This window comes from Aeromonas sp. 61P (genome assembly GCF_051919545.1).
GTDB lineage: Bacteria > Pseudomonadota > Gammaproteobacteria > Enterobacterales > Aeromonadaceae > Aeromonas > Aeromonas veronii.
On record NZ_JBQBEL010000001.1, the window covers coordinates 1,978,540 to 1,999,121 of the forward strand.

The 20,582-nt window shown below is 58.2% G+C and carries 14 protein-coding genes and 2 pseudogenes; 12 read left to right on the forward strand and 4 right to left on the reverse strand.

Annotated elements, in window-relative coordinates; all coding sequences use genetic code 11:
* Position 1: 1 nt before the first annotated feature.
* A pseudogene (locus ACTG2O_RS09565) lies at positions 2-3,016 on the reverse strand (mechanosensitive ion channel domain-containing protein); the annotation flags it as partial.
* A 155-nt stretch (positions 3,017-3,171) separates the two neighbouring features.
* On the opposite strand from ACTG2O_RS09565, the gene ACTG2O_RS09570 reads away from it, so the two are divergent.
* Complete coding sequence (locus tag ACTG2O_RS09570) at positions 3,172-4,509, forward strand: MATE family efflux transporter (protein WP_106842912.1); 1,338 nt, start codon at positions 3,172-3,174, stop codon at positions 4,507-4,509.
* Positions 4,510-4,597: 88 nt separating this feature from the next.
* Here the strand turns inward: ACTG2O_RS09570 and ACTG2O_RS09575 are convergent, their stop codons facing one another.
* Positions 4,598-5,419, reverse strand: coding sequence for a peptidoglycan DD-metalloendopeptidase family protein (locus ACTG2O_RS09575; protein WP_439975661.1), 822 nt, complete (start codon positions 5,417-5,419; stop codon positions 4,598-4,600).
* 301 nt (positions 5,420-5,720) lie between these two features.
* Between ACTG2O_RS09575 and ACTG2O_RS09580 the strand changes: the two genes are divergently transcribed.
* Positions 5,721-6,500 carry a BPSS1780 family membrane protein gene (locus ACTG2O_RS09580; RefSeq protein WP_108541833.1) on the forward strand — a complete coding sequence of 260 codons (780 nt, stop codon included), beginning with the start codon at positions 5,721-5,723 and terminating at the stop codon, positions 6,498-6,500.
* Between the two features lie 66 nt (positions 6,501-6,566).
* Here the strand turns inward: ACTG2O_RS09580 and ACTG2O_RS09585 are convergent, their stop codons facing one another.
* Positions 6,567-7,466: a LysR family transcriptional regulator gene (locus ACTG2O_RS09585; RefSeq protein ID WP_005362277.1), complete on the reverse strand. Its 900-nt coding sequence runs from the start codon at positions 7,464-7,466 to the stop codon at positions 6,567-6,569.
* A gap of 126 nt (positions 7,467-7,592) precedes the next feature.
* Here ACTG2O_RS09585 and ACTG2O_RS09590 point away from each other — a divergent pair, with 126 nt between their 5' ends.
* From ACTG2O_RS09590 to oxyR, 4 genes are all read left to right on the forward strand, one after another.
* On the forward strand, positions 7,593-8,453 hold the full coding sequence (locus ACTG2O_RS09590) for a Vmh family MBL fold metallo-hydrolase (protein WP_439976654.1): 861 nt from the start codon (positions 7,593-7,595) through the stop codon (positions 8,451-8,453).
* A 74-nt stretch (positions 8,454-8,527) separates the two neighbouring features.
* Entirely contained in the window at positions 8,528-9,172 is a 645-nt protein-coding gene (locus ACTG2O_RS09595; RefSeq protein ID WP_181223884.1) for a DsbA family protein, read from the forward strand.
* A 172-nt stretch (positions 9,173-9,344) separates the two neighbouring features.
* On the forward strand, positions 9,345-10,985 hold the full coding sequence (locus tag ACTG2O_RS09600; RefSeq protein ID WP_019446348.1) for a methyl-accepting chemotaxis protein: 1,641 nt from the start codon (positions 9,345-9,347) through the stop codon (positions 10,983-10,985).
* Between the two features lie 156 nt (positions 10,986-11,141).
* Positions 11,142-12,041: a DNA-binding transcriptional regulator OxyR gene (oxyR, locus tag ACTG2O_RS09605; protein ID WP_005354003.1), complete on the forward strand. Its 900-nt coding sequence runs from the start codon at positions 11,142-11,144 to the stop codon at positions 12,039-12,041.
* Between the two features lie 49 nt (positions 12,042-12,090).
* On the opposite strand, the pseudogene ACTG2O_RS09610 reads toward oxyR, so the two are convergent.
* Positions 12,091-14,561: pseudogene (locus tag ACTG2O_RS09610) on the reverse strand (penicillin-binding protein 1A).
* A gap of 300 nt (positions 14,562-14,861) precedes the next feature.
* Between ACTG2O_RS09610 and tapM the strand changes: the two are divergent.
* The 6 genes from tapM (at position 14,862) to aroK (ending at position 20,573) form a co-directional block, all read left to right on the forward strand.
* Positions 14,862-15,923, forward strand: coding sequence for a PilM family type IVa pilus assembly protein TapM (gene tapM / locus ACTG2O_RS09615; RefSeq protein ID WP_005335023.1), 1,062 nt, complete (start codon positions 14,862-14,864; stop codon positions 15,921-15,923).
* Entirely contained in the window at positions 15,911-16,486 is a 576-nt protein-coding gene (gene tapN, locus ACTG2O_RS09620; protein ID WP_439975662.1) for a PilN family type IV pilus biogenesis protein TapN, read from the forward strand. Before tapM ends, tapN begins: the two co-directional genes overlap by 13 nt.
* The gene (tapO, locus tag ACTG2O_RS09625) at positions 16,483-17,082 is read left to right on the forward strand and encodes a PilO family type IV pilus biogenesis protein TapO (protein ID WP_019446350.1); all 600 of its coding nucleotides are present in this window, start codon (positions 16,483-16,485) and stop codon (positions 17,080-17,082) included. The genes tapN and tapO overlap by 4 nt, the downstream gene beginning before the upstream one ends.
* On the forward strand, positions 17,079-17,612 hold the full coding sequence (locus ACTG2O_RS09630) for a pilus assembly protein PilP (RefSeq protein ID WP_005335020.1): 534 nt from the start codon (positions 17,079-17,081) through the stop codon (positions 17,610-17,612). The genes tapO and ACTG2O_RS09630 overlap by 4 nt, the downstream gene beginning before the upstream one ends.
* Before the next feature lie 16 nt (positions 17,613-17,628).
* On the forward strand, positions 17,629-19,863 hold the full coding sequence (pilQ, locus tag ACTG2O_RS09635; RefSeq protein ID WP_439975663.1) for a type IV pilus secretin PilQ: 2,235 nt from the start codon (positions 17,629-17,631) through the stop codon (positions 19,861-19,863).
* Between the two features lie 191 nt (positions 19,864-20,054).
* The gene (gene aroK / locus ACTG2O_RS09640) at positions 20,055-20,573 is read left to right on the forward strand and encodes a shikimate kinase AroK (protein ID WP_005335014.1); all 519 of its coding nucleotides are present in this window, start codon (positions 20,055-20,057) and stop codon (positions 20,571-20,573) included.
* Positions 20,574-20,582: the final 9 nt, after the last annotated feature.

Below are 20,582 nucleotides of genomic sequence, written 5' to 3' on the forward strand. Positions count from 1 at the left end.
AGGCCGATCCGGATCCGCAGTTTGACCCGGGTGATGGCATCGGAGAGCGACCAGTTGATGAACTGCTCTGTGATGAAGGCCTTGTTGGGCACGATGATCTCCTTGCGATCCCAATCCACGATAGTCGTCGCCCGGGTTTTGATCTTGGTGACGGTGCCGGTGAGATCGCGGATGGTGACGGTGTCACCGAGCCGGATTGGCTTCTCAAACAGGATGATGAGGCCGGAGACAAAGTTGGCGAAGATCTCCTGCAGACCGAAACCCAGCCCCACAGAGAGGGCGGCGACCAGCCATTGGGTCTTCGACCAGTCGATGCCGAGCATGGAGAAGCCGGTGAGGGCGCCGATCAGGATCACCAGATACTTGCTGGTGGTCGTGAGGGCAAAGCCGGTACCCGGGGAGAGGCTGAGGTGTTGCAGCAGGGTCAGCTCCATCAGCCCCGGCAGGTTGCGGGCTGTCACCACGGTCAGAATGAAGACGAAGGCGGTCAGCATCAGATCCTGCAAGGTGATGGCCGAGAGCTGCTCGATGCCGCCAATCTTGCTGCTCACCTGCCACACCTCGATATTGCTGAGGAAGCTGAAGGCGGAGTTGAGATCCGACCATTGCACCACCACCAGCATGGTAAAGCCCAGCATCAGCAGGGTGCGCACCAGTCCCAGCGACTGGGCGCTGATGGTATCGAGATCCAGCTCAGTCTCTTCCACCACGTCCGGGGTCTCGGAGCTGAGCTCGTCATGCCCCTCTTCCCGGCCGCGCTGGCCAGGATCTCGGCCCGCTTGCTCTTGGCGCGCTCGAAGGCGAGGCGGCGGCGCTGGATCAGCATCCAGCGTCTGGCCAGATAGTAGACCAGCAGGCAACCCAGCCCCATCAGCAGGCTAAGCTCCAGCTGGCGCAGCAGGGTGCGCGAGGTATAGAAGTAGCCAAACAGGGCGCCAATCACCGCCAGCAGCGGCGCCAGCATCAGGCTGTTCCAGATGAAGTGGTGCAGCAGATGGGGCTTGGTCATGTCGGTCTGGCCCCAGGTGAGCGGCAATCGCTCCCGGTTGAGACGGGCAAAGAAGAGCAGCAGCCAGAGTGCACCGATCATGAAGGCCATCCGGCCGAGGGAGTCGTAGAAGGCGTGCTCCTGATAGCTGTTGGCCATCCCCTGCACGAAGAAACTCGGGATCAGCACCAGCAGCAGGGTGCGAAACTGCCCCCACACCTTTTGCACCTGTTCCCGGGGCCAGCGGAAGTGGTGGATCAAAATCCCCCTCTCCAGTGTCAGATGGCGGGCCATCACCAGCGCCAGTAGCAGAAACCAGATCTCGCCAAGACCGCGCGCCACCGCCACCGCAAACGGGTATTGCCAGGCCCCTTCGAGCAGGCCGCGCACCATCAGTACCATGGCGGGCAAGGGGAGGGCGGCAAGCAGGGAGCGCAGCAGCAAGCGGCTGGTGAGGCTGAATTTGTCCTGGGTCACCTTGCCGATCCGCGGCGCAATATGGTCGCAATAGAGGCTCAGGTGACGGGCCAACTTGAACCAGCTCCAGGCCAGCACCAGCAGACCAATACCGGCCAGCGTGAGGCTCAGCGGGCTGTTCTCGGCGATGGCGTAGGGCAGTTGCAACCAGTTGTCAGGGTTGAAGGCCAGGGTCAGCGCGGCGGGAATGCCGAGCATAACCTGTGGGGTAAAGGGGCGCACATCCGGCATCCAGAACAGGTGGCTGGCGCTTATTTCGCGGATCTCGTCGATCTTGCTGTTCTGACGGCTGTAGAGCAGCTTGAGACGGGTCTGCTCCTGAATGAGGGTGTCGGAGGCGTCGTTGAGCCGGGTCAGCAGCTGGCGCCGGGCCTTGAGCAGGTTGTCGAGCACCGCTTGCTGTGGCCGATCGAGCGTCACCTCCTCTTCGGCCATCAGCTTGTCGCGCAGCTGGCGGGTATCCTTGAGCCCATCCTGCTCGCTCTCGTACTGGTACTTGGCCATGCGGGCGCTGACGATGGCGGACTCCAGCTTGTCGAGGGGGAACTGGGGAGGCAGATCGGAGAGTTTGCTGCGCAGGTTCTCGCCGTAGGCATTACTGATCTGCAGCCACTCCAGCTGTTCGCGTACCGAGTTGACCAGCTCATTCAGTTCAAACAGATTCTTGTCGACGCTGCGTTGTTCGTCCTGCACCCGCTCAATCTGATCTTCCAGTGTGCCGAGCTGGATGGAGAGCGCCTGATTCTGCTGTTGCTGCTCCAGCAGCAGCGGCATGTCGGTGGTGAGCTGCTTGCGCAGCCGTTCGCTCTCCTCCAGCGCCTGCTCGGTCTTCTCCCGCCGCAGCTGGTTCTGCTGGGTCAACAGGCTGGCTTGCCACTCATCCTCGTCGGCGATGGCCAGATTGAGCTCCTGCAGCCTCAGCTTGCCGAGATCGTTGCGCTGCTGGGCCGAGAGCTGCTCCAGCTCCAGCATCTGGATCCGGTCGGAGAGGCTCTGCTCTTTCATTCTGGTCAGCAGCAGTTGTGCCTCCTGCTGGCGATCCGATTCGCTGCTGAAGCTCAGTCGCTCCAGCTGGCTGCGGGTCAGTTGCAGCTGTTTGCGCAGATCATCCACCCGCAGGTGATACTCCTGCCCGGTGCTCTCCAGCTGGTTGAGGCTGTCCATCACCCCCTGCCGCTCCTTGCGCAGGTTGAGCTGGCGGTTGCTGCTCAAGCCTATGGCCTGACGCAGCGCCTCCTCCTTGAGGCTCGCCAGCGGCGGGCGAGCGGCGGGCTGATAGTTGTGCAGGCTCTCCTTGAGGCGTGCCGACTCCTTGGGGTAATCGATGAGGATCTGCTGATAGGCTTTGCTCTGTTCCCGGTAGCGCTCGGCCTCTCTGGCAAATTGCAGCGCCTGCTGATAGCTCTCCCGCAGCTTCTGGTTTTCCGGGGTATCGCTCTTGGGCACGCTCTGCAACAGGGATTCGGCCTGGGCAATGGCATCGTCGGCGCGCACGGCTGGCGGCAACAAGATAAGGGAGAGCAGCAAGAGGGTGAGCAGGCGTTGCAACATGAGGCTCGTTTCCGTTCAGAAGAGGTGGCCCTAGCCTAAAACAGGGCAGGGAGGCGGGTAAAGCAGTCTATATTAATGATTCATAACACAAATAGCAGGAAGTCGTGCTGCCGTTTCGCTATGATCCCGGCCGCTTTCTCTCCACCGAGTCGAATATGTCAGCTGTTGATCTGGGCACAGCCCCGCTATCTCGCCTTTTCTGGCGTTACGTAACCCCGACCGTGGCGGCCATGCTGATCACCGGCATCTATGTCACCATCGATGGCATCTTCGTTGGTCATGTGCTGGGTCAGGATGGCATGGCCGGTTTGATGCTGGCTTATCCCATCTGCGCCGTGCTCTATGCGGTGGGGGCCCTGATCGGCATGGGGGCCTCGTCGCTGGTCTCCTTCTATCTGGGGCAGGGCAACCCGGCCAAAGCCCGCCATATCGTCGGCAATGCGCTGGTGATGGTGTTGCTGGCCTCGGCACTGCTCAGTTTTATCGGGATCCGTTATGGCGAGCCCATGTTGGCCTGGATGGGAGCGGAGGGGGAGATCTTCACCGCCGGGCTCTCCTACCTGCAGGCCTACGCCTGGCTGGGCGTCTTTGCGGTGCTGTCGATGGCGTTCAGCTCGCTGCTGCGCAACGATGGCCGCCCCGGGTTTGTCACCCTCATCATGGTAGTCGGGGGCCTGCTCAACGTGCTGCTCGATTATCTGCTGATGGTGGTGTTTCCGTTCGGACTGGCCGGGGTGGCGACGGCCACTATGCTCTCCCAAGCAGTGACGGGCCTCGCCTGCCTGTGGCACTTCTTCACACCGCGTAGCCAACTGCGGATAAGCTGGGACACCTTGCGCCCCGATCTGCGGCTGATGGGCGAGACGGTGCGCCTCGGGGTCTCCAGTTTTCTAATGTACCTCTATCTCTCGGTAGTGCTGGCGCTGCACAACAAGGCGTTGCTGGCGGTTGGCACTTCGCTGCATGTGGCGGCCTACGGGGTGATCAGTTACACCGAGGCCTTCTTCTATCTGGTGTTCGAGGGGATCGCCATGGGTATCCAGCCCATCGCCAGCTTCAACGCGGGCGCCGGTCACTGGCGGCGGGTGCTGCGGATCCGCAATCTGGCACTCGGAGTGACGTTGGGGATCGCCCTGTGCGCCATGTTCCCGCTTTATCTGTGGCCGGAGGCTGCGGTCTATCTGTTTGCCGGCGACAATGCCACCCTGCTGCCGGTGGCGAGCCTCGGGATCTGGCTCTACTTCTGGGGGTTGCCGATGGAGGGCTTGCTGCTGGTGGGGGCCACCTACTTCCAGGCCATCAATCGGGCCCGCATCGCCTCCCTGCTCACCGGTGGCAAGCTGGTGCTGATCGGCGGTTTCTTGTGGGGATTCTCGACCCTGTGGGGCGTGCCCGGGGTCTGGCTGGCATTGCCAACGTGCAGCTCGCTGCTGGTGTTGGTGATGTGGCGGGCGATGCGTCGGGAGTCCGGTGCCCACGCGCTGGCCGGATAGGTAATCAGGTTCGACGTGCAGATAGCAGACAGGCAGCCATGGGCTGCCTGTTTTGTTAGAGGATGTTTTGTTAACGGGCTCTGCCGATTCAGGGCTTGAAGGCGCCGATAAAGATAGCGGGATCGACCCGGGTGTCGTTGAGGCTGACGTTCCAGTGCATATGGGGGCCGGTAGCGCGGCCGGTCGAACCGACTCGTCCGACGATGCCGCCACGCGGCAGGCTCTGACCGAGCTTCACATCGATCTTCGACATGTGGCAGAACATGCTGATGAGCCCCTGACCGTGGTCGACAAAGACGGTATTGCCATTGAAGAAGTAGTTGCCGATCAGGATCACCTTGCCTGCGGCGGGGGACTTGATCGGGGTGCCGGCGCCGACAGCGAAGTCGAGGCCGGAGTGGGGATTGCGCTCCTCGCCATTAAAGAAGCGACGCAAGCCAAACGGGCTGGAGAGGGGGCCGTTGACCGGCTTGTCGAACAGCAGGTTGCTTGGCTGGTTGGGGCTGAAGGTCTGGTAAGCCCGGGTCTGCTCCGCCAGCTCGCGGTTGATACGTGTCATATCCTCGGCAAGCGGATTGACCTGACGGCTGTTCTTTAGCTTGATGTGCTGCTCGCGGTAGTGCTTGGGGGTCACGGTGAAGCCGAGAGTACGGCCATCACCTGTGGTCAGTTGCTGGGCGCCGGGCGTGCTTTTCAGAGAGATGCCGACGATGGCGATCCACTGGTTGTCTTCGCGCACCACCAACACGGGTTTGTCGTGATAGCGGGCCGTGGGGGCAGTGGGTGACGCGCCAAGAGGGATCACCGCAACGCCACCCGGCACCGGATGGTTGAGCTGGCGACTGATAAAACCCTCGGCCAGGGCTGACTGGCTGGCCAGTAACAACAACAGACAACAAACAACTCTCATGACGATACCACTCGATGTTAAAGCGCCCGGGATGGCGGGATGACAACCCTTGTCCGGCATTCGTCGATCACTAAAGGGTGACCACGGCACGCTGGCCACGACAGGTGCGGCTGGTGGAGGGAGCAGATTGTGCCTCGTTATGGTCGAGGCAGCCAGAGGCGGGGCGTGGCTGACGCCCCTTTTGTGCATCGCTGCGTCAGGTTTTATGTCGTGGTCGGGCCGCTTCGCCATTGAGTCGCCCCCGCCCTGGCTCTAGAATCGGCTTCCGGCACTGATGCCACCGACACTCCGAGGAGACGATATGAACGGATTACCCCCTTTGCGCACCACACCGGCCCGGTACACGACAGGTCGTGGCTGGCTCTGGGTTCGCAGCGGGTTCGATATCTTCAACAAGGGGATGGGGATCAGCGTAGCCATGGTGCTGGTCTGGTTTATGGTGGGCATGCTGCTGGAGCAACTGCCGGCAGGGGGCCTTATCTCCCAGCTGCTCTACATGGTGTGGGGCGCGGGTTGGGTGGCGGTCGCCGCTCGGGGTTATCGGGGGGAGCCGCTGCAGTTTGCCGATCTCTTCGCCGGTTTTCGCCACAAGCTGACCCCGCTGATGCTAGGTGGTCTGCTGGTGTTGCTGCTGTTTAGCCTGGTGGGCCTCGTCTGTCTCGGTCTGCTCTCCATGTGGGGGCTGCTCCCGCTGCTGACGCAGGATCCCGAAAGCATGGTGGTCTCTGCGAGCCAGTTGCAACAACTGCTGCTGGTATTGCTGGTGGGGATGCTGCTCATCATTCCCGTGCTGATGGGGGTCACCTTTGCTCCGGCGCTGATCTACCACCACGATATCGGCATCATCCAGGCGGTACGGCTGAGCTTCGCTGGCTGCTGGCGCAATATGTGGCCTTTCTTCTGGTGGGGGCTGCTCTCAGCTATTTTGTTGCTGTTTGGCGCTGTGCTGTTACTGGTAGGTCTGCTGGTGGTGATCCCGGCGCTCAACTACTCCATCTATGTGGCTTATCGGGATATTTTCCTGGACGAGAGTGCGCAGCCGGAAGCGCCGCACTCAGAACCATTCGGATTTGAAGCCTGATCAAGGGATCAGATTGAAGAAGGGGCCCGCAGAGGCCCCTTCTTCATGATCGGGTTTGAGGTGTGTTCACTCCTGCCAGATGGGATCCGCCGCCATGCGAGCCAGCAGAAAATCGAGGAAGCTGCGCAGCAGTGGCGACATCTGCTTGCGGGTGGCATATACCCCGTATACGCCGAGCCGCTTGGGCTGCCAGTCGGTCAGCAGGGGTACCAGTTCCCCGCGCTCCAGATAGGGTTGTGCCGAGTAGCGGGGTTGCAGGCTGATACCTGCGCCTTCCAGCGTTGCTTCCAGCAGCAGGTTGGAGATATTGGCGCTCAGGTTACCGCTGACCGGCACTGACTCGGGACCGTCTGGTCCATTGAACTCCCACAGGCTCTTGCCAAAGTAGGTGTAGGTGAGGCAGTTGTGCAGCGCCAAATCCTGCACCTTGTGTGGCATTGGATGACGGGCCAGATAGGCCGGGCTGGCACAGACTACCGAGTGGCAGGTGCCGAGACGGCGTGCCACCAGATTGGGGTCGAGGTCGTTGGTGATGCGCACCGCCAGATCGATCCGCTCCTCCACCAGATTGACGGTTCTGTCGAGCAGCAGAATGTCGATGGCCGTCCCCGGGTATTGCGCCAGATAGTCGTTGGCAGCCCCGACCAGCAAGGCTTCCGACAGGGAGTAGCTGCTGGTGATCCGCAGTTGTCCCTTGGGGGCGTCATCTCCCTTAACAGCGATCTGCTCCATCTCTTCGCCGAGCGCCAGCATGGCGCGGGCCCGGTTCAGCGCCTCCTCTCCTGGCCCTGTCAGGCTCAGACGACGGGTGGTGCGGTGCAGCAGGCGGGCACCCATCCAGCTCTCCAGCTCGGCCAGATAGCGCGACACCATGGCGCGCGACATATCCAGTTTCTCTCCGGCGCCGCTCAGGCTCCCTTGTTCGACTACGCTGACAAAGACCCGCAAGGCGGTCAGTCGATCCATGTATGGCTCTCTATATGTTCGATATGTGCAACAGTGATGCGCTTTTTATGCTGTATTTGCACCTTAAGTGATCCAATACACTGTGTCCATCAAATGAACCCCCGAATACTTAATGAGGAATAGATGATGAACAACACCCTGATCCGCAACCTGACTCTGGCGACCACCCTGCTGAGTGGCGCCGCACTGGCCGCCCCCCTGAGCGTGACCGTCTACAACCCTGGCGAGAAGGCGATCTTCCCGGTCTCCTCCTCACTGGTGACCGGTGACAAAGAGGCCATCCTGATCGATGCCCAATTCGATGTGCAAAATGGTCAGGCGCTGGTCGACATGATCAAGAAGAGTGGCAAGAAGCTGACCACTGTCTATATCAGTGCCGGTGACCCCGACTTCTACTTCGGTCTGGAGCCGGTCATGGCGGCGTTCCCGGATGTCAAAGTGCTGGCCGATCAGCATGTGGTTGACCACATCAACCAGACCAAGGATGCCAAGCTGAGCTACTGGAGCCCGATCCTCGGCAAGGGCGCACCGAAGAGCCTGACCGTGCCGCAAGTGATGACCGCCAGCCACCTGACGCTGGATGGCGAGAAGATTGAGATCAAAGAGATGAACACCCCGAATGCCTACCTCTGGGCCCCTTCCATCAAGACTGCTTTTGGTGGTGTGCCGGTTTACCACGGGGTGCATGTCTGGATGGCGGACAGCCAGACCAAGGCGGCCCGCAGTAACTGGGTCAAGGCGCTGGATAACCTGCTGGCCCTGAAACCCGAGCGCGTGGTACCGGGCCACTTCCTGGGGACTGCTCCCAAAGGCACTGTTGCTGTGACCTTTACCCGTGACTATGTAGAGCGTTTCGAACAGGAGCTGGCCAAGGCGAAAAACTCCGGTGAGTTGATTGAGGCTCTGAAGAAGGCCTATCCGGCACTGCCGGTTGACGATGGTCTGGCCATCGGTGCCAAGGTCAATACCGGCGAGATGAAGTGGTAAGCCACTGAGCCTGCTTTCCCTGTGTTTTTTACCGGGCCTAAGGGCCCGGTTTTTTATCCGAGATTGAAGTGAGAATGAAGATGAGCGAACAACAAACCACCCTCCATTATGTCTATGACCCGCTCTGTGGCTGGTGCTACGGTGCCGCCCCCCTGTTGCAGGCGGCAGCCACCATTGCTGGGCTCAAGATCGAGCTGCATGCGGGCGGTCTCTGGATGGGTAGTCGCCGTCAGCCGATGGGCGAGGCATTGCGTGATTATGTGCGCCCCCATGATCAGCGGATCGAAGCGCTGACCGGCCAGCATTTTGGCGAACGCTACTTTAACGAACTGCTGCTGCGGGAAGGCTGTCTGCTGGACTCCGAGCCGCCGATCCGTGCGGTTTTGGCCGTCACGGCGTTGGGGGGCGATGGGCTGGTCATGTTGCACCGGATCCAGCAATCCCACTATCGGGACGGGATCTGGATTGGTGAGCCGGCATTTCTCGCCACGCTGGCGGCAGAGCAGGGGATTGCAGCCGAGGCATTCCAGCAATCCTATCTGCAGGCGCCCTTGCTGCAACATCTGGCAGATAGCCAGGGCTGGATGAAACGGCTGGGCGGTCAGGGTTATCCCACCCTTGGGTTGATGCACAACGGTAAGGTGAGTACTGTGCGAGTGGCTGACTTTTTGGGCGATCCTGCCGGGTTGCGTCAGCATCTTCTTGAGTTGATGGAATAGTTATTAGAATGTGGACGGACAAGGTCTCTTTAGAAGTGGAGTGAACGGGCCGATATTCCTGTATGCAGAAGCGATATGAAAGCCTTCGACTTTCTGCTTGCAGACTATGCTCTATGTGACCATTCCCGGCGGATGTTGCGGGAGTGCAGACTCATTTCAAGGAAGCCCCCATATGTTCAAAAACATGTCTATCGGCCAGAAACTGAGTGCCGGATTTGCCATCCTGGCACTGCTGGTACTGGGCTTGGCCTGGTTTTCCATCAGCCAGTTGGCAAAGCTCTATGGTGATACCGAAACCATCACTGACAACCTGCTGCCGTCAACCCGCTATGCCAGCCAGATGCATGTTGCCATTCTGGATGCGCGCCGCTCAGAGCTGGCCCAGGTCATCGGTGGTCTGAACAAGGATGATCAAGAGGTAAGCGATCGCACCCTGACCTTCAATAAGGCCAGGCAGGAATTTGAGCAAGCAGCCCAAAAATACGGTGCTTTAGCTTTCACTACAGGTGAAGAGAAACAGGTTTATGAGCAGGTGGTTGCGGCGGGGGCCAAGTATTTTGCGGTGCATGACCAACTGTTGAGCGCCTTCGCTGCTGGCGATCTGGAGCGAGTCAGAAGTCTGCGCAAAAACGAAACCCGGGTCGCGCTGGAGGAGGTGGGAGCAAAATCCTTCCGCCTGCGGGAAATCAATAACGAGATTGCGGCCCAGATGACAAAAGATGTGGAGGCGCTCTACAGCAGTGCCAGAACCATGAGCGTCATTGTCAGTCTGGTGACGCTGGGTTTTGTTGTGGCAATTGCCTGGCTGCTGACCGGTCAGATCCGCAATCCGGTGATGGCGTTGCTGGAACAGACCCGGCGGGTCTCCTCTGGTGATCTCACCTCCCGCATCGATATGCAGCAGTTCAACAATGATGAACTGGGAACCCTTGCCAAAGGGTTTGGTGAAATGCAGACCAATCTGCGCACTCTGGTGAGTGAAGTGTCGGGCTCTGTGGTGCAACTGAGTTCCGCCGCGGAGGAGATCAGCTCTGTTGCCAGCCAGTCAGCCAACAACATGAATGCTCAGCAACATGAGTTGAATCAGCTGGCAACGGCGATGAACGAGATGCAGGCTACGGTGCAGGAGGTCTCTCGCAACACCAGCGATGCGGCCAGTGCTGCCACCTCGGCCAGTGAAACGGCTGAACTTGGTGCGCAAACGGTGAATGACTCCATTCAACGTATTGAACGGGTCGCCGGTGCCATCGAGAGTACCGCGGTGGTGATCCGCCAACTGGGCGATGACAGCCGCAATATCGGTATGGTGCTGGAGGTGATCCGCGGTATTGCCGAACAGACCAACCTGTTGGCATTGAACGCCGCCATTGAAGCGGCCCGTGCCGGTGAGCAGGGGCGGGGGTTTGCGGTGGTGGCCGATGAGGTGCGTACTCTGGCCAAGCGCACTCAGGACTCCACCTCTCAGATCAATACCATCATTGCCGAGTTGCAGCAGCGTGCCGAACAGGCGGGCAGTACCATGCAACAGAGTCAGGAGCTGATGAATACCACGGTTGCTACCGCGCGGGAAGCGGGCGAGTCCATCTCCCAGATCAGTGGCTCGGTCAGCAGCATCTCCCACATGAACATCCAGATTGCGACAGCCACCGAAGAGCAGGGGGCGGTGAGCGAGGAGCTCAACCGTAACGTGGTCAATATCAGCCATGCTTCCGAAGAGGTGGCCGCCGGTGCCACCCAGATGGCTCAGGCGTGCAACGAGCTGAACCATCTGGCTACCCAACTGCAGGATATGGTGCGCCGTTTCAGGGTGTAATCCCTCGGCGAGTCAAACAGCCCGATTACCGCGAGCTGATCGGGCTTTTCTGTTTTGAAGGGGAAGTCAGAGAGGGTCACTGCGAGTTGATGACTTGTCCCGCCGGACGATATTGTGCATGCTGATGGCCCATTTTCCAGGCAGGACTCTTGCTGTATGAATCTTCGCGATCTCGAATATCTGGTGGCGCTGGATGAGGAAAAACATTTTCGCAAAGCCGCAGAACGCTGCTTTGTCAGTCAACCTACCCTGAGCGGCCAGCTGCGCAAGCTGGAGGATGAACTCGGGGTCATTCTGATCGAACGTACCTCGCGCAAGGTGCTGTTTACTCCGGCTGGCGATGCCATGGCCCATCAGGCGCGTCGGGTGCTCAAGGAGGTGCGCGAGCTCAAGAGCATAGGTCAGCACTTCTCCGAGCCGATGTCAGGGGAGATCCATATCGGTTTTATTCCGACCGTGGGCCCCTACCTGTTGCCCCGCATTATCCAGACCCTGCGTGAGCGTTTTCCCCAGCTGGAGTTCTACCTCTATGAGGAGCAGACCCAAACCCTGCTCAAGCGGTTGGAAGAGGGGGAGCTGGATTGCGTCATTCTGGCCGAGATGCCGGGGATGGAGGGGTTTGGTTCAATCCAGCTCTATCATGAGCCGATGTGGTTGGCTGTGCCTTGCCATCACCCCGAAGCACAGGCAAGGCAGGTGCCACTCGGCAATCTCAAGGGCAAGAAATTGCTGATGCTGGCCGATGGCCACTGTTTGCGGGATCAGGCGATGGGATTCTGTTTCGCTGGCGGGATTGGTGAGGATCAACGCTTCAAGGGAACCAGTCTCGAGACCCTGCGCAACATGGTGGCCGCCGGTAGCGGCATGACCCTGGTGCCAAAGCTGGCCGTACCTGCTGATCATGATGAGGGAGGGGTGAGCTATCGACCTGTGGTTGACCCTGTGCCGGGGCGTACCATCTCGCTGCTCTATCGCCACTACTCGGTGCGTCGCCCCTGCTTCAATGAGTTGGCGGCCTCGATCGCCACGCTGATGAGCAAGCAGTTGGCCCAATAAAAAAACCGGCAGCCAAGGCTGCCGGTTTTGCTTCTGCCGCGATAACGACTTAGAAGATATCGTCGGTAGAGACAGGCCCTTCTACATCGGGGTTGTCACCGCCGTAGACCTGATTGCCATCCGAGCTCGGTGCTGCGTAGCGGGTCGGCTCGGTACCTTCCTTGAAGTATTCGTCGGTGCCGCCACTGGTTGCCAGCAGGCCGGTTTCGCTATCAATCTTCACCGTCATGATCCCTTCGGGAACCGGCATCTTGTGCTCCGGCAGCTTTTTGAGGGCGACTTTCATGAAGTCGATCCAGATAGGCTGCGCGGCGCCACCACCAAACTCGGCACGGCCAAGGCCACGCTGGTGGTTGTCAAAACCGATCCATGAGGTAGCAACGATGTCCGGGGTGTAGCCGGAGAACCAGGCATCCCGCGATTCGTTGGTGGTACCGGTTTTACCGGAGATGTCGTGACGTTTCAGGTCGCGGGCTGCACGCCAGCCGGTACCACGCCAGCCGTTGCCCCCCCAGATGGCTGTGCTCAGGGTGTCGGTGATCAGGAATGCACTCTGGGCACTGATGGTATGCGGGGCGATAATTGGCGCGAGAGGGGTCTGCGTGCCATCTTGTGCGGCTCCATCAACAGTTGTCTGCGGCAGTGTGCTCTGCTCGGGCGCAGCCTGCTGTTCGCAGGTGGTGCAAGCAATAGCAGGATTGGCCTGATAGATGGTGTTCTCCAGGCTGTCGGTCACTTTGTCAATGAAGTATGGGGTTACCAGGAAGCCACCGTTGGCCAGTACCGAGTAACCACGTACCACTTCGAGGGGGGTGAATTCGGCAGCGCCCAGCGCCAGCGACTCATGGGGAGAGATGAAGTCGCGAGGGAAACCAAAGCGGGTCAGACCGTCGATATAGGTATCCAGACCGATGGCGCGCATCAGTCGAACCGACATCACGTTCTTGGACTTGGCCAGTCCCAGACGGAGCGGAGTGGGACCATCATACACGGCCGGGGAGTTCTTGGGCTGCCACATGGGCCCTTTTGACGGATCCCACTGGTTGATCGGCGCATCGTTGATGAGCGACGCCAGGGTATAGCCATGCTCCAGCGCGGTCGCATAGAGGAAAGGCTTGATATTGGAACCGATCTGGCGACGCGCCTGATCGACCCGGTTGAATTTGGAGAGTTCGAAGCTGAAACCACCGACCAGTGCTTCCAGTGCGCCATTTTTCGGGTCATGGCAACCAGCGCGGCGTTGACGTCCGGGATTTGGGCCAGCAGCAACTCTTCGCCCTCTTCCCGCACCCAGATCTGGGCGCCGACTTTCAGCACATCGCGCGCCGATTTCGGGGCATAGCTCTGGCGGTCGTCGGTAATAAAGGAGCGGGCCCATTTAATACCGTTCCAGCCGAGCTCTGCTTCCTTGCCATTCTTCAGTACCAGCGTGGCGCTGCGATCACCGAGCTTGGTCACGACCGCCGCCATCAGCGGGTCGTAAGTGGGCTGTTTGCCAAGGTGAGCGACGATCTGCTCGTAATCCCAGGCTGTCTCGCCAGCCTTCCACAACTGAGCCGTCGGGCCGCGATAGCCGTGGCGCATGTCATAGGCAAAAACGCCATCCAGCAGTGCCTGTCTTGCCGCCCGCTGACGTTCGGCAGAGACGGTCGTGTAGACGTGCAGGCCCATGGTGTAGGCATCTTCACCGAACTGCTCGACCATCTTCTGGCGCACCATTTCCCCCAGATAGGGGGCGTGCAGGGTCACTTCGGCGCCGTGAAAACGGGCCTTGATCGGCATCTTGGACGCTTCGTCAAACTGAGCCTGGGTGATCTTGCCAGTTTCCAGCATCCGGCCCAGCACCACGTTGCGGCGAGCAAAGGCCCGCTCGGGGGAGCGGATGGGGTTGAGCATGGACGGGGCTTTTGGCAGACCGGCAATGATGGCGATCTCGTCCAGTCCCAGATCCTTAACCTCTTTACCAAAGTAAACCTGTGCCGCAGCACCGATCCCGAAGGAGCGATAACCGAGGGGGATCTTGTTGAGGTAGAGTTCGAGGATCTCATCTTTTGAGAGATTCTGCTCGATCCGCCAGGCAAGGAAGACCTCCTTGATCTTGCGGATGATGGTCTTCTCATTGCTCAGGAAGAAGTTGCGGGCAACCTGCTGGGTGATGGTACTGGCCCCCTGACGGGCATGGCCGGAAACAGCCCAGACAGATGCGGCTCGAATGATACCTATCGGGTCAATGCCCGGGTGCTCATAGAAACGTGCATCTTCGGTCGCCAGTACGGCATCGATCATGGGTTGCGGAATTTCGTCCAGACGCAGCGGAATGCGACGAATTTCGCCATATTGGGCGATCAACTCCCCATCCCGGCTGTAAACCCGCATCGGGGTTGCCAGCTTGACGTCACGCAGTGCGGTGACATCGGGCAGTTGGGGTTTGATATAGAAGTAGATACCGATGAGGCTGGCAACACCCAGCACTGCACCCAGCATCATGACAATAAACAGGCGAACGAGCCATTTCAGCATGGAAGAACTACCAATCGTCTTAAAATTAGCCAACGGGCGCAGAGTATAGCCCTTTTGCCATCGGGAATTCGAGGTTTTCCTGTGGCGAGCCACCCACCTCAAAAGGATGCGAGAGGTTAGCACTACGGGGAGTAATAACCAAGGAGGGCCACTTGCCATGAAGAAAGCGAGATGGGTCACTTTTCGACATAAACTTTATGACATTGATAGTTAGAGCATTTAGGATGAGTGAAGCACTCCTCTGATCGGGTGTCCTACACTCTGTTCAGGAATAAAACCAAATAACGCATGGATGTGTATATGTTTGGGCTTTTTAACAAGGGATCCCTCCTCCCTCTGGTGGGCATTGATTTTGGCAGCCAGACCATCAAGGCCGTTACCCTCAGTGGCCGACCTGGCAAGCTTCATCTCGAATCGGTCGCCGATATTGCCACCCCGAAAGGGACGCTGGTTGACTATCAATTGCAGGATATCGAGCGCGTCAGCCAATCTCTCAAGACCCTCAAGCGTCTTATTCCAACTCACAGCGACTATGCCGCCACTGCGGTGACCGGTTCCAACGTGATTACCAAGGTGATCCAGATTGATGCCCGCCTCAGCGACAAGGAGCTGGAGAATCAGGTGCAGCTGGAGGCCGAGCAGATCATTCCCTTCCCCCTCGATGAAGTGAGTCTCGATTTTGAGGTGCTGAGCACCAACAACAGTGAAGATCGTCAGGATGTGCTGCTGAGCGCAGCCCGCACCGAGAGTGTCAACGGCAGGGTCAGCGCCCTTGCCGAAGCCGGTATTGCCGTCAAGGTGGTGGATGTGGGGGCCCATGCGTTGGGCCGTGCCGTGGTGGCCTGTCTGCCCGAATTGCAGGAGAGTGAACGGCCGATCGGGGTGATAGATATCGGTGCCAGTGCCATGACCTTTGCAGCGCTGGTCAAGGGAGAGGTGATCTACTCCCGCTTGCAAAACTTCGGCGGCGATCAGTACAGCCAGGCGCTCTCCTCCTTTTATGGCATGACGCTGGATGAGGCTGAGCAGGCTAAAACCAAAGGTACCTTGCCTGTTGACCATGAGCTGGATGTGCTGATGCCCCACATCAACTCGCTGCTGCAGCAAGTGCGGCGCAATATCCAGCTGTTTTGCAGTTCATCCGGTTATCGCGACATCGCAAAACTGGTGCTGACGGGGGGAGGCAGTCTGCTGCCCGGTTTGTTGGTGCAGGTAAAAGAAGAGGTCAATTGCGAGGTATTGCACCCGGATCTGTTCGCTCTGTTTGGCAAACCGAAAGGAGAGGCCGAGCTGGTACATGGTGCTAAATATATGACGGCATTCGGGTTGGCTCTGAGGAGTTTCACACCATGTCAAATATAAACCTTCTACCCTGGCGTGAAGCCCGGGCCCAGCGCCAAAAGAAACAGTTCGGGGCCTTGCTGGGGATTTTTGTGCTGGCCACGGTCGCGCTGGGATTTTTTGCCAACTGGCTGGTTGATCGCCAGATCGTCGCCCAGCAGCAGCGCAACCAGCGGCTGGTTCAGGAGATGACTATTCTGGATGCCCAACTGGGGGAGATCCGTCTGCTCAAAGAGCGTCGCAAGGAACTGATCGATCGGATGCAGCTCATCGAGCAGTTGCAGATGCGACGCAATGTGCCCGTCCGCCTCTTCAATCAGCTGCCTTCACTGGTGCCCAACGGGGTTTACCTCAACACCTCGATGCAGAACAATATTATTGATGTAAATGGCAAGACCGAAGCCTATGGTCGGGTGGCCAGCATGATGCGGCGGATTGATGGTTCCGGCTGGCTGGGTCAGGCAAAGATAAGCACTATTTTTGCGGCTGATGTTGCGCCAGTGTCATTGAGCCAGTTTTCCATGATGTTCCTGATCGCCAACAATGCTGCGGCTGCAGGGAATGTGGCCAAGGAGCAACAATGAACCTTCAGCAACTCAACGAGTTGGATATCAATGACATAGCAAGCTGGCCAAAATGGGCAAAAGGGGTCTTCATCTTTTTCTGCTGCGTGTTGACCGGCGGCGCCATCTACTACTACGTGATTGCCAACTCACTGACCAGTTTGACCCAGGAAGCGGGGAAAGAGACCGAACTGAAAGCCCAGTTTGAAAGCAAGGCGATGCTGGCTGCCAACCTGGGGGCATACAAGGCGCAAATGGTTCAGCTTGAGCAACTGGTCGATACCCAGCTCAAGCAGTTGCCCAATACCCATGAGGTCGCCGGTCTGCTGGACGATATCAGCTTTATTGCTACCGACAACGGCTTGAAATTGAACCGGATCAACTGGGAACCCGAGGTAAAGCACGAGTTTTCAACCGAGCTACCAATGCGTATCGAAGTCGTGGGCACTTACCATGAAATTGGCAAGTTTACCGCTGACATGGCTGCCTTGCCCCGTATCGTCATCCTTGACTCCTTCACTCTGGGTCAGAGCAAGGATGAAGGGGAGCTGATTTCGATGTCGATGCTGGCCAAGACCTACAAGTACAACGGTAAAACAGTGGAGCCGAAACAATGAGACGCATCTGCTGGTTATTGCCTGCCCTCTTGCTGGCGGCCTGTGGTGGTCAGGAGGACATGGATAGCTATGTCGCCCAGACCAAAGCAAGGCCACCCATACCTATCGAGCCCTTGCCCGAGCTGAAGCCTTTTGCCCCTATGCACTACCAGCAACGCGAGTTGCGCAGCCCCTTCATGGTTCCCCAGCCTGAGGCGACGGTCGGAAGTACAAGTACTGCCAAGGCCCAGCCGGATTGTGCACAGACCCTGATGGATCGTGAGAAAGAGGTGCTGGAAAATTATTCGCTGGCCAGTCTGTCGATGCATGGTTCTTTAGGTAAGGCGGGTCAGTTATGGGCCTTGATCAGCACCCCGGATGGCAAATCGATGCGGGTCGGGCTCAACCAGTATATGGGGCTTGATCAGGGCCGGGTCATCAAGATCACTGACACTGCCGTGGATTTGCTGGAAACCATTCCGGACGGGAAGGGGTGCTGGGTAACAAGAGAAACCCAGTTGGCGATGGCCAATGTGCAAGAAAAACAATAATCAGGGACGAACAGCAATGAGAACAACAATAGAGAGTGTATCCAAAGTGGCTTTGCTGTTTTGCGCCAGCGCCCTCAGTCAGGCGTGGGCAGTGGCAACCCTGCAGGAGATCAAGGTCAATCCGCTGCTGGCCGATCAATTGCTGGTCGAGCTCAGTTTTAGTGAGCCGGTCACGGGCTTTACCGATCGTCTCTCTTACCAACCCAATCAGCTGTTGTTGCATGTTCCCGGTGCGGCAGGGGCGCTGAAAGTGAACCCGCTGCCGATCCAGCGCCTGGGGGTTGATAATATCAAGGTTGAGGGTAAGGGCGCAGGTCTGGATATCAAGATCGCACTCGATCAGCTGGCCCCCTATCAGGTTCAGCAACAGGGGAACAAATTACTGGTGTCATTGGGCGAGGGGGCCTCTTCCGGGCTCATCAATGGTGAGAGCGCGCTGATTGCACCCGCAACCTCGGCTACTCCTGTGACAGCACCCTCTGCGATGGTGGCCACACCCTCTCCCTCGGCACTGCTCAATCCTCAGGTCGTCGCCCGGTCGATGCCTGTTGCGCCCGTGACTACGCCGGTAGCAACACAGCCTGCCAGCAAGCCGGTGCTTAACAACTATCAGAGCAGTGGGGGCGGCGCCTATTTCAACTTGGTTACCGGTGTGGATTTTCGTCGTGGTAAAGATGGCCAGGGGGAGTTTCTGGTCACGCTGGATAACAGCTCGGCCGCCGTCGATGTGAGCAGCCGAGGACAGACCGTACTGGCCAAGTTTCATGGCACTCGGGTGCCGGATGGCTTGCTTAATCTGATCAACGTGCAGGATTTTGCAACGCCGGTCTCTCAGGTTGAAGTCTCCCGGCAGGGGAGCGATACCCTGTTTGAACTGTCGATCAATGGTCAGTTTGATTACCGTTACGATCAGGCAGACAAGCTCTTCATTATCGAGGTGAAAAAGCGGACGACGGCCACGGCATCCAAGCAGTATCAGGGAAAGCCCATCTCATTGAACTTTCAGGATATTCCAGTCCGTACCGTGTTGCAGCTGATCGCTGACTTCAACAATCTCAACCTGGTAACAACAGATTCGGTCGCAGGCAATATTACCCTGCGTCTGGACGGGGTGCCGTGGGAGCAGGCGCTCGACATTATTTTGAAGGTGCGGGGTCTGGATAAACGATTGGACAACAACATTCTGCTGGTGGCACCGGCGGAAGAGATCGCAACACGCGAGAAGCAGCAACTTGAGAGCCGCAATCAGGTCGCAGATTTGGCGCAGCTCTATACCGAATATCTGCAGATAAACTATGCCAAGGCCTCGGAAGTGGCTGCCCTGCTCTCTTCCGAAAGTACCAAGTTGCTGTCACCCCGTGGTGCGGTGAGTGTGGATGAACGGACCAACGTGCTGGTGGTCAAGGATACCGCCGATGTCATCAGCAGCATCAAACGGATGCTCGATATTCTCGATATTCCGGTCAAGCAGGTGGTTATCGAGGCGCGGATGGTGACCATTGATGACGGCTTTGATGAAGCGCTCGGGGTGCGGTGGGGTGTGACCAAAAACGATGGTCATGGCAACAGTACCTCCGGCTCCATCGAGGGGAATGATGGCTCTGGTAACAACAACGGCAGTTCTGCGATTAATCCCAGCTCTCGGCCATCAGCAGACGATCGGTTGAACGTCAACCTGCCGGTGACCAATGCGGCCGGTACTTTGGCCTTCCAGGTTGCCCGTTTGGCTGATGGCACCTTGCTGGATCTCGAGTTGTCGGCGCTGGAAAAAGAGAGCAAGGCCGAGATTATCGCCAGTCCGCGCGTGACCACGGCGAACCAGAAACCGGCATTGATAGAGCAGGGTACCGAGATCCCCTATGTGGAGTCCTCTTCCAGTGGCGCTACCTCGGTTACCTTCAAGAAGGCGGTATTGAGCCTGAAGGTTACTCCGCAGATCACCCCTGACAATCGGGTGATTCTCGACCTGACTGTGACCCAGGATACCAAGGGTGAAACGGTACCGACCGGTACCGGTGATGCGGTTTCCATCAACGCCCAGTCCATCACCACTCAGGTGTTGGTGAACAATGGCGAGACGCTGGTACTGGGCGGCATCTATCAGCAGACCATCAAGAGCGATGTGACCAAGGTGCCGCTGCTTGGCGATATCCCCGGATTGGGTGCCCTGTTCCGCAAGACCACCAGCGAGAACAAAAAGCGAGAGTTGTTGATTTTCGTGACGCCCAAGATAGTCACCGACGCCTTCTGAATGCTTTACATGTGAGGGTAAAACACATATAACCTTACGCCCCAATGAGGCTGGGGCGTAAGGGCTGCGGTTGCCAGTCCCGATATCTATTGAGATAATCCCCCTCCTGATCCATCGCAAGATAAGGTTCATAGGTACCCCGATCCAGTATTCATCGGGGTCGTACAGTTTGTAATTACTAACGAAAAGACATGGCTGAGAAACGCAATATTTTCCTGATAGGTCCCATGGGTGCGGGCAAGAGCACCATAGGTAGACATCTGGCAGAACAACTGCATATGGAGTTTTTCGACTCAGATCATGAGATTGAGCGCCGCAGTGGTGCTGATATCGGCTGGGTGTTCGATGTTGAAGGCGAAGAAGGTTTCCGGATTCGCGAAGAGAAGGTGATCGGCGAATTGTCAGAGCAGCAGGGTATCGTGCTGGCGACGGGTGGCGGTGCCATCAAGAGTCGCGAAACCCGCAACAAGTTGTCTGCTCGTGGCATCGTGGTCTACCTCGAAACCACTATCGAAAAGCAGCTGGCGCGCACACAGCGAGACAAACGCCGCCCTCTGCTACAGACCGAAGAACCGGCACGCGAAGTGCTGGAACGTCTGGCACAAGAGCGCAATGCCCTGTATGAAGAGGTTGCCGACTTTGTTGTGCACACCGATGACCAGAGCGCAAAAATCGTCGCCAATCAAATTGTAAAGCTGATCGGTATGTAATCTAGAGGA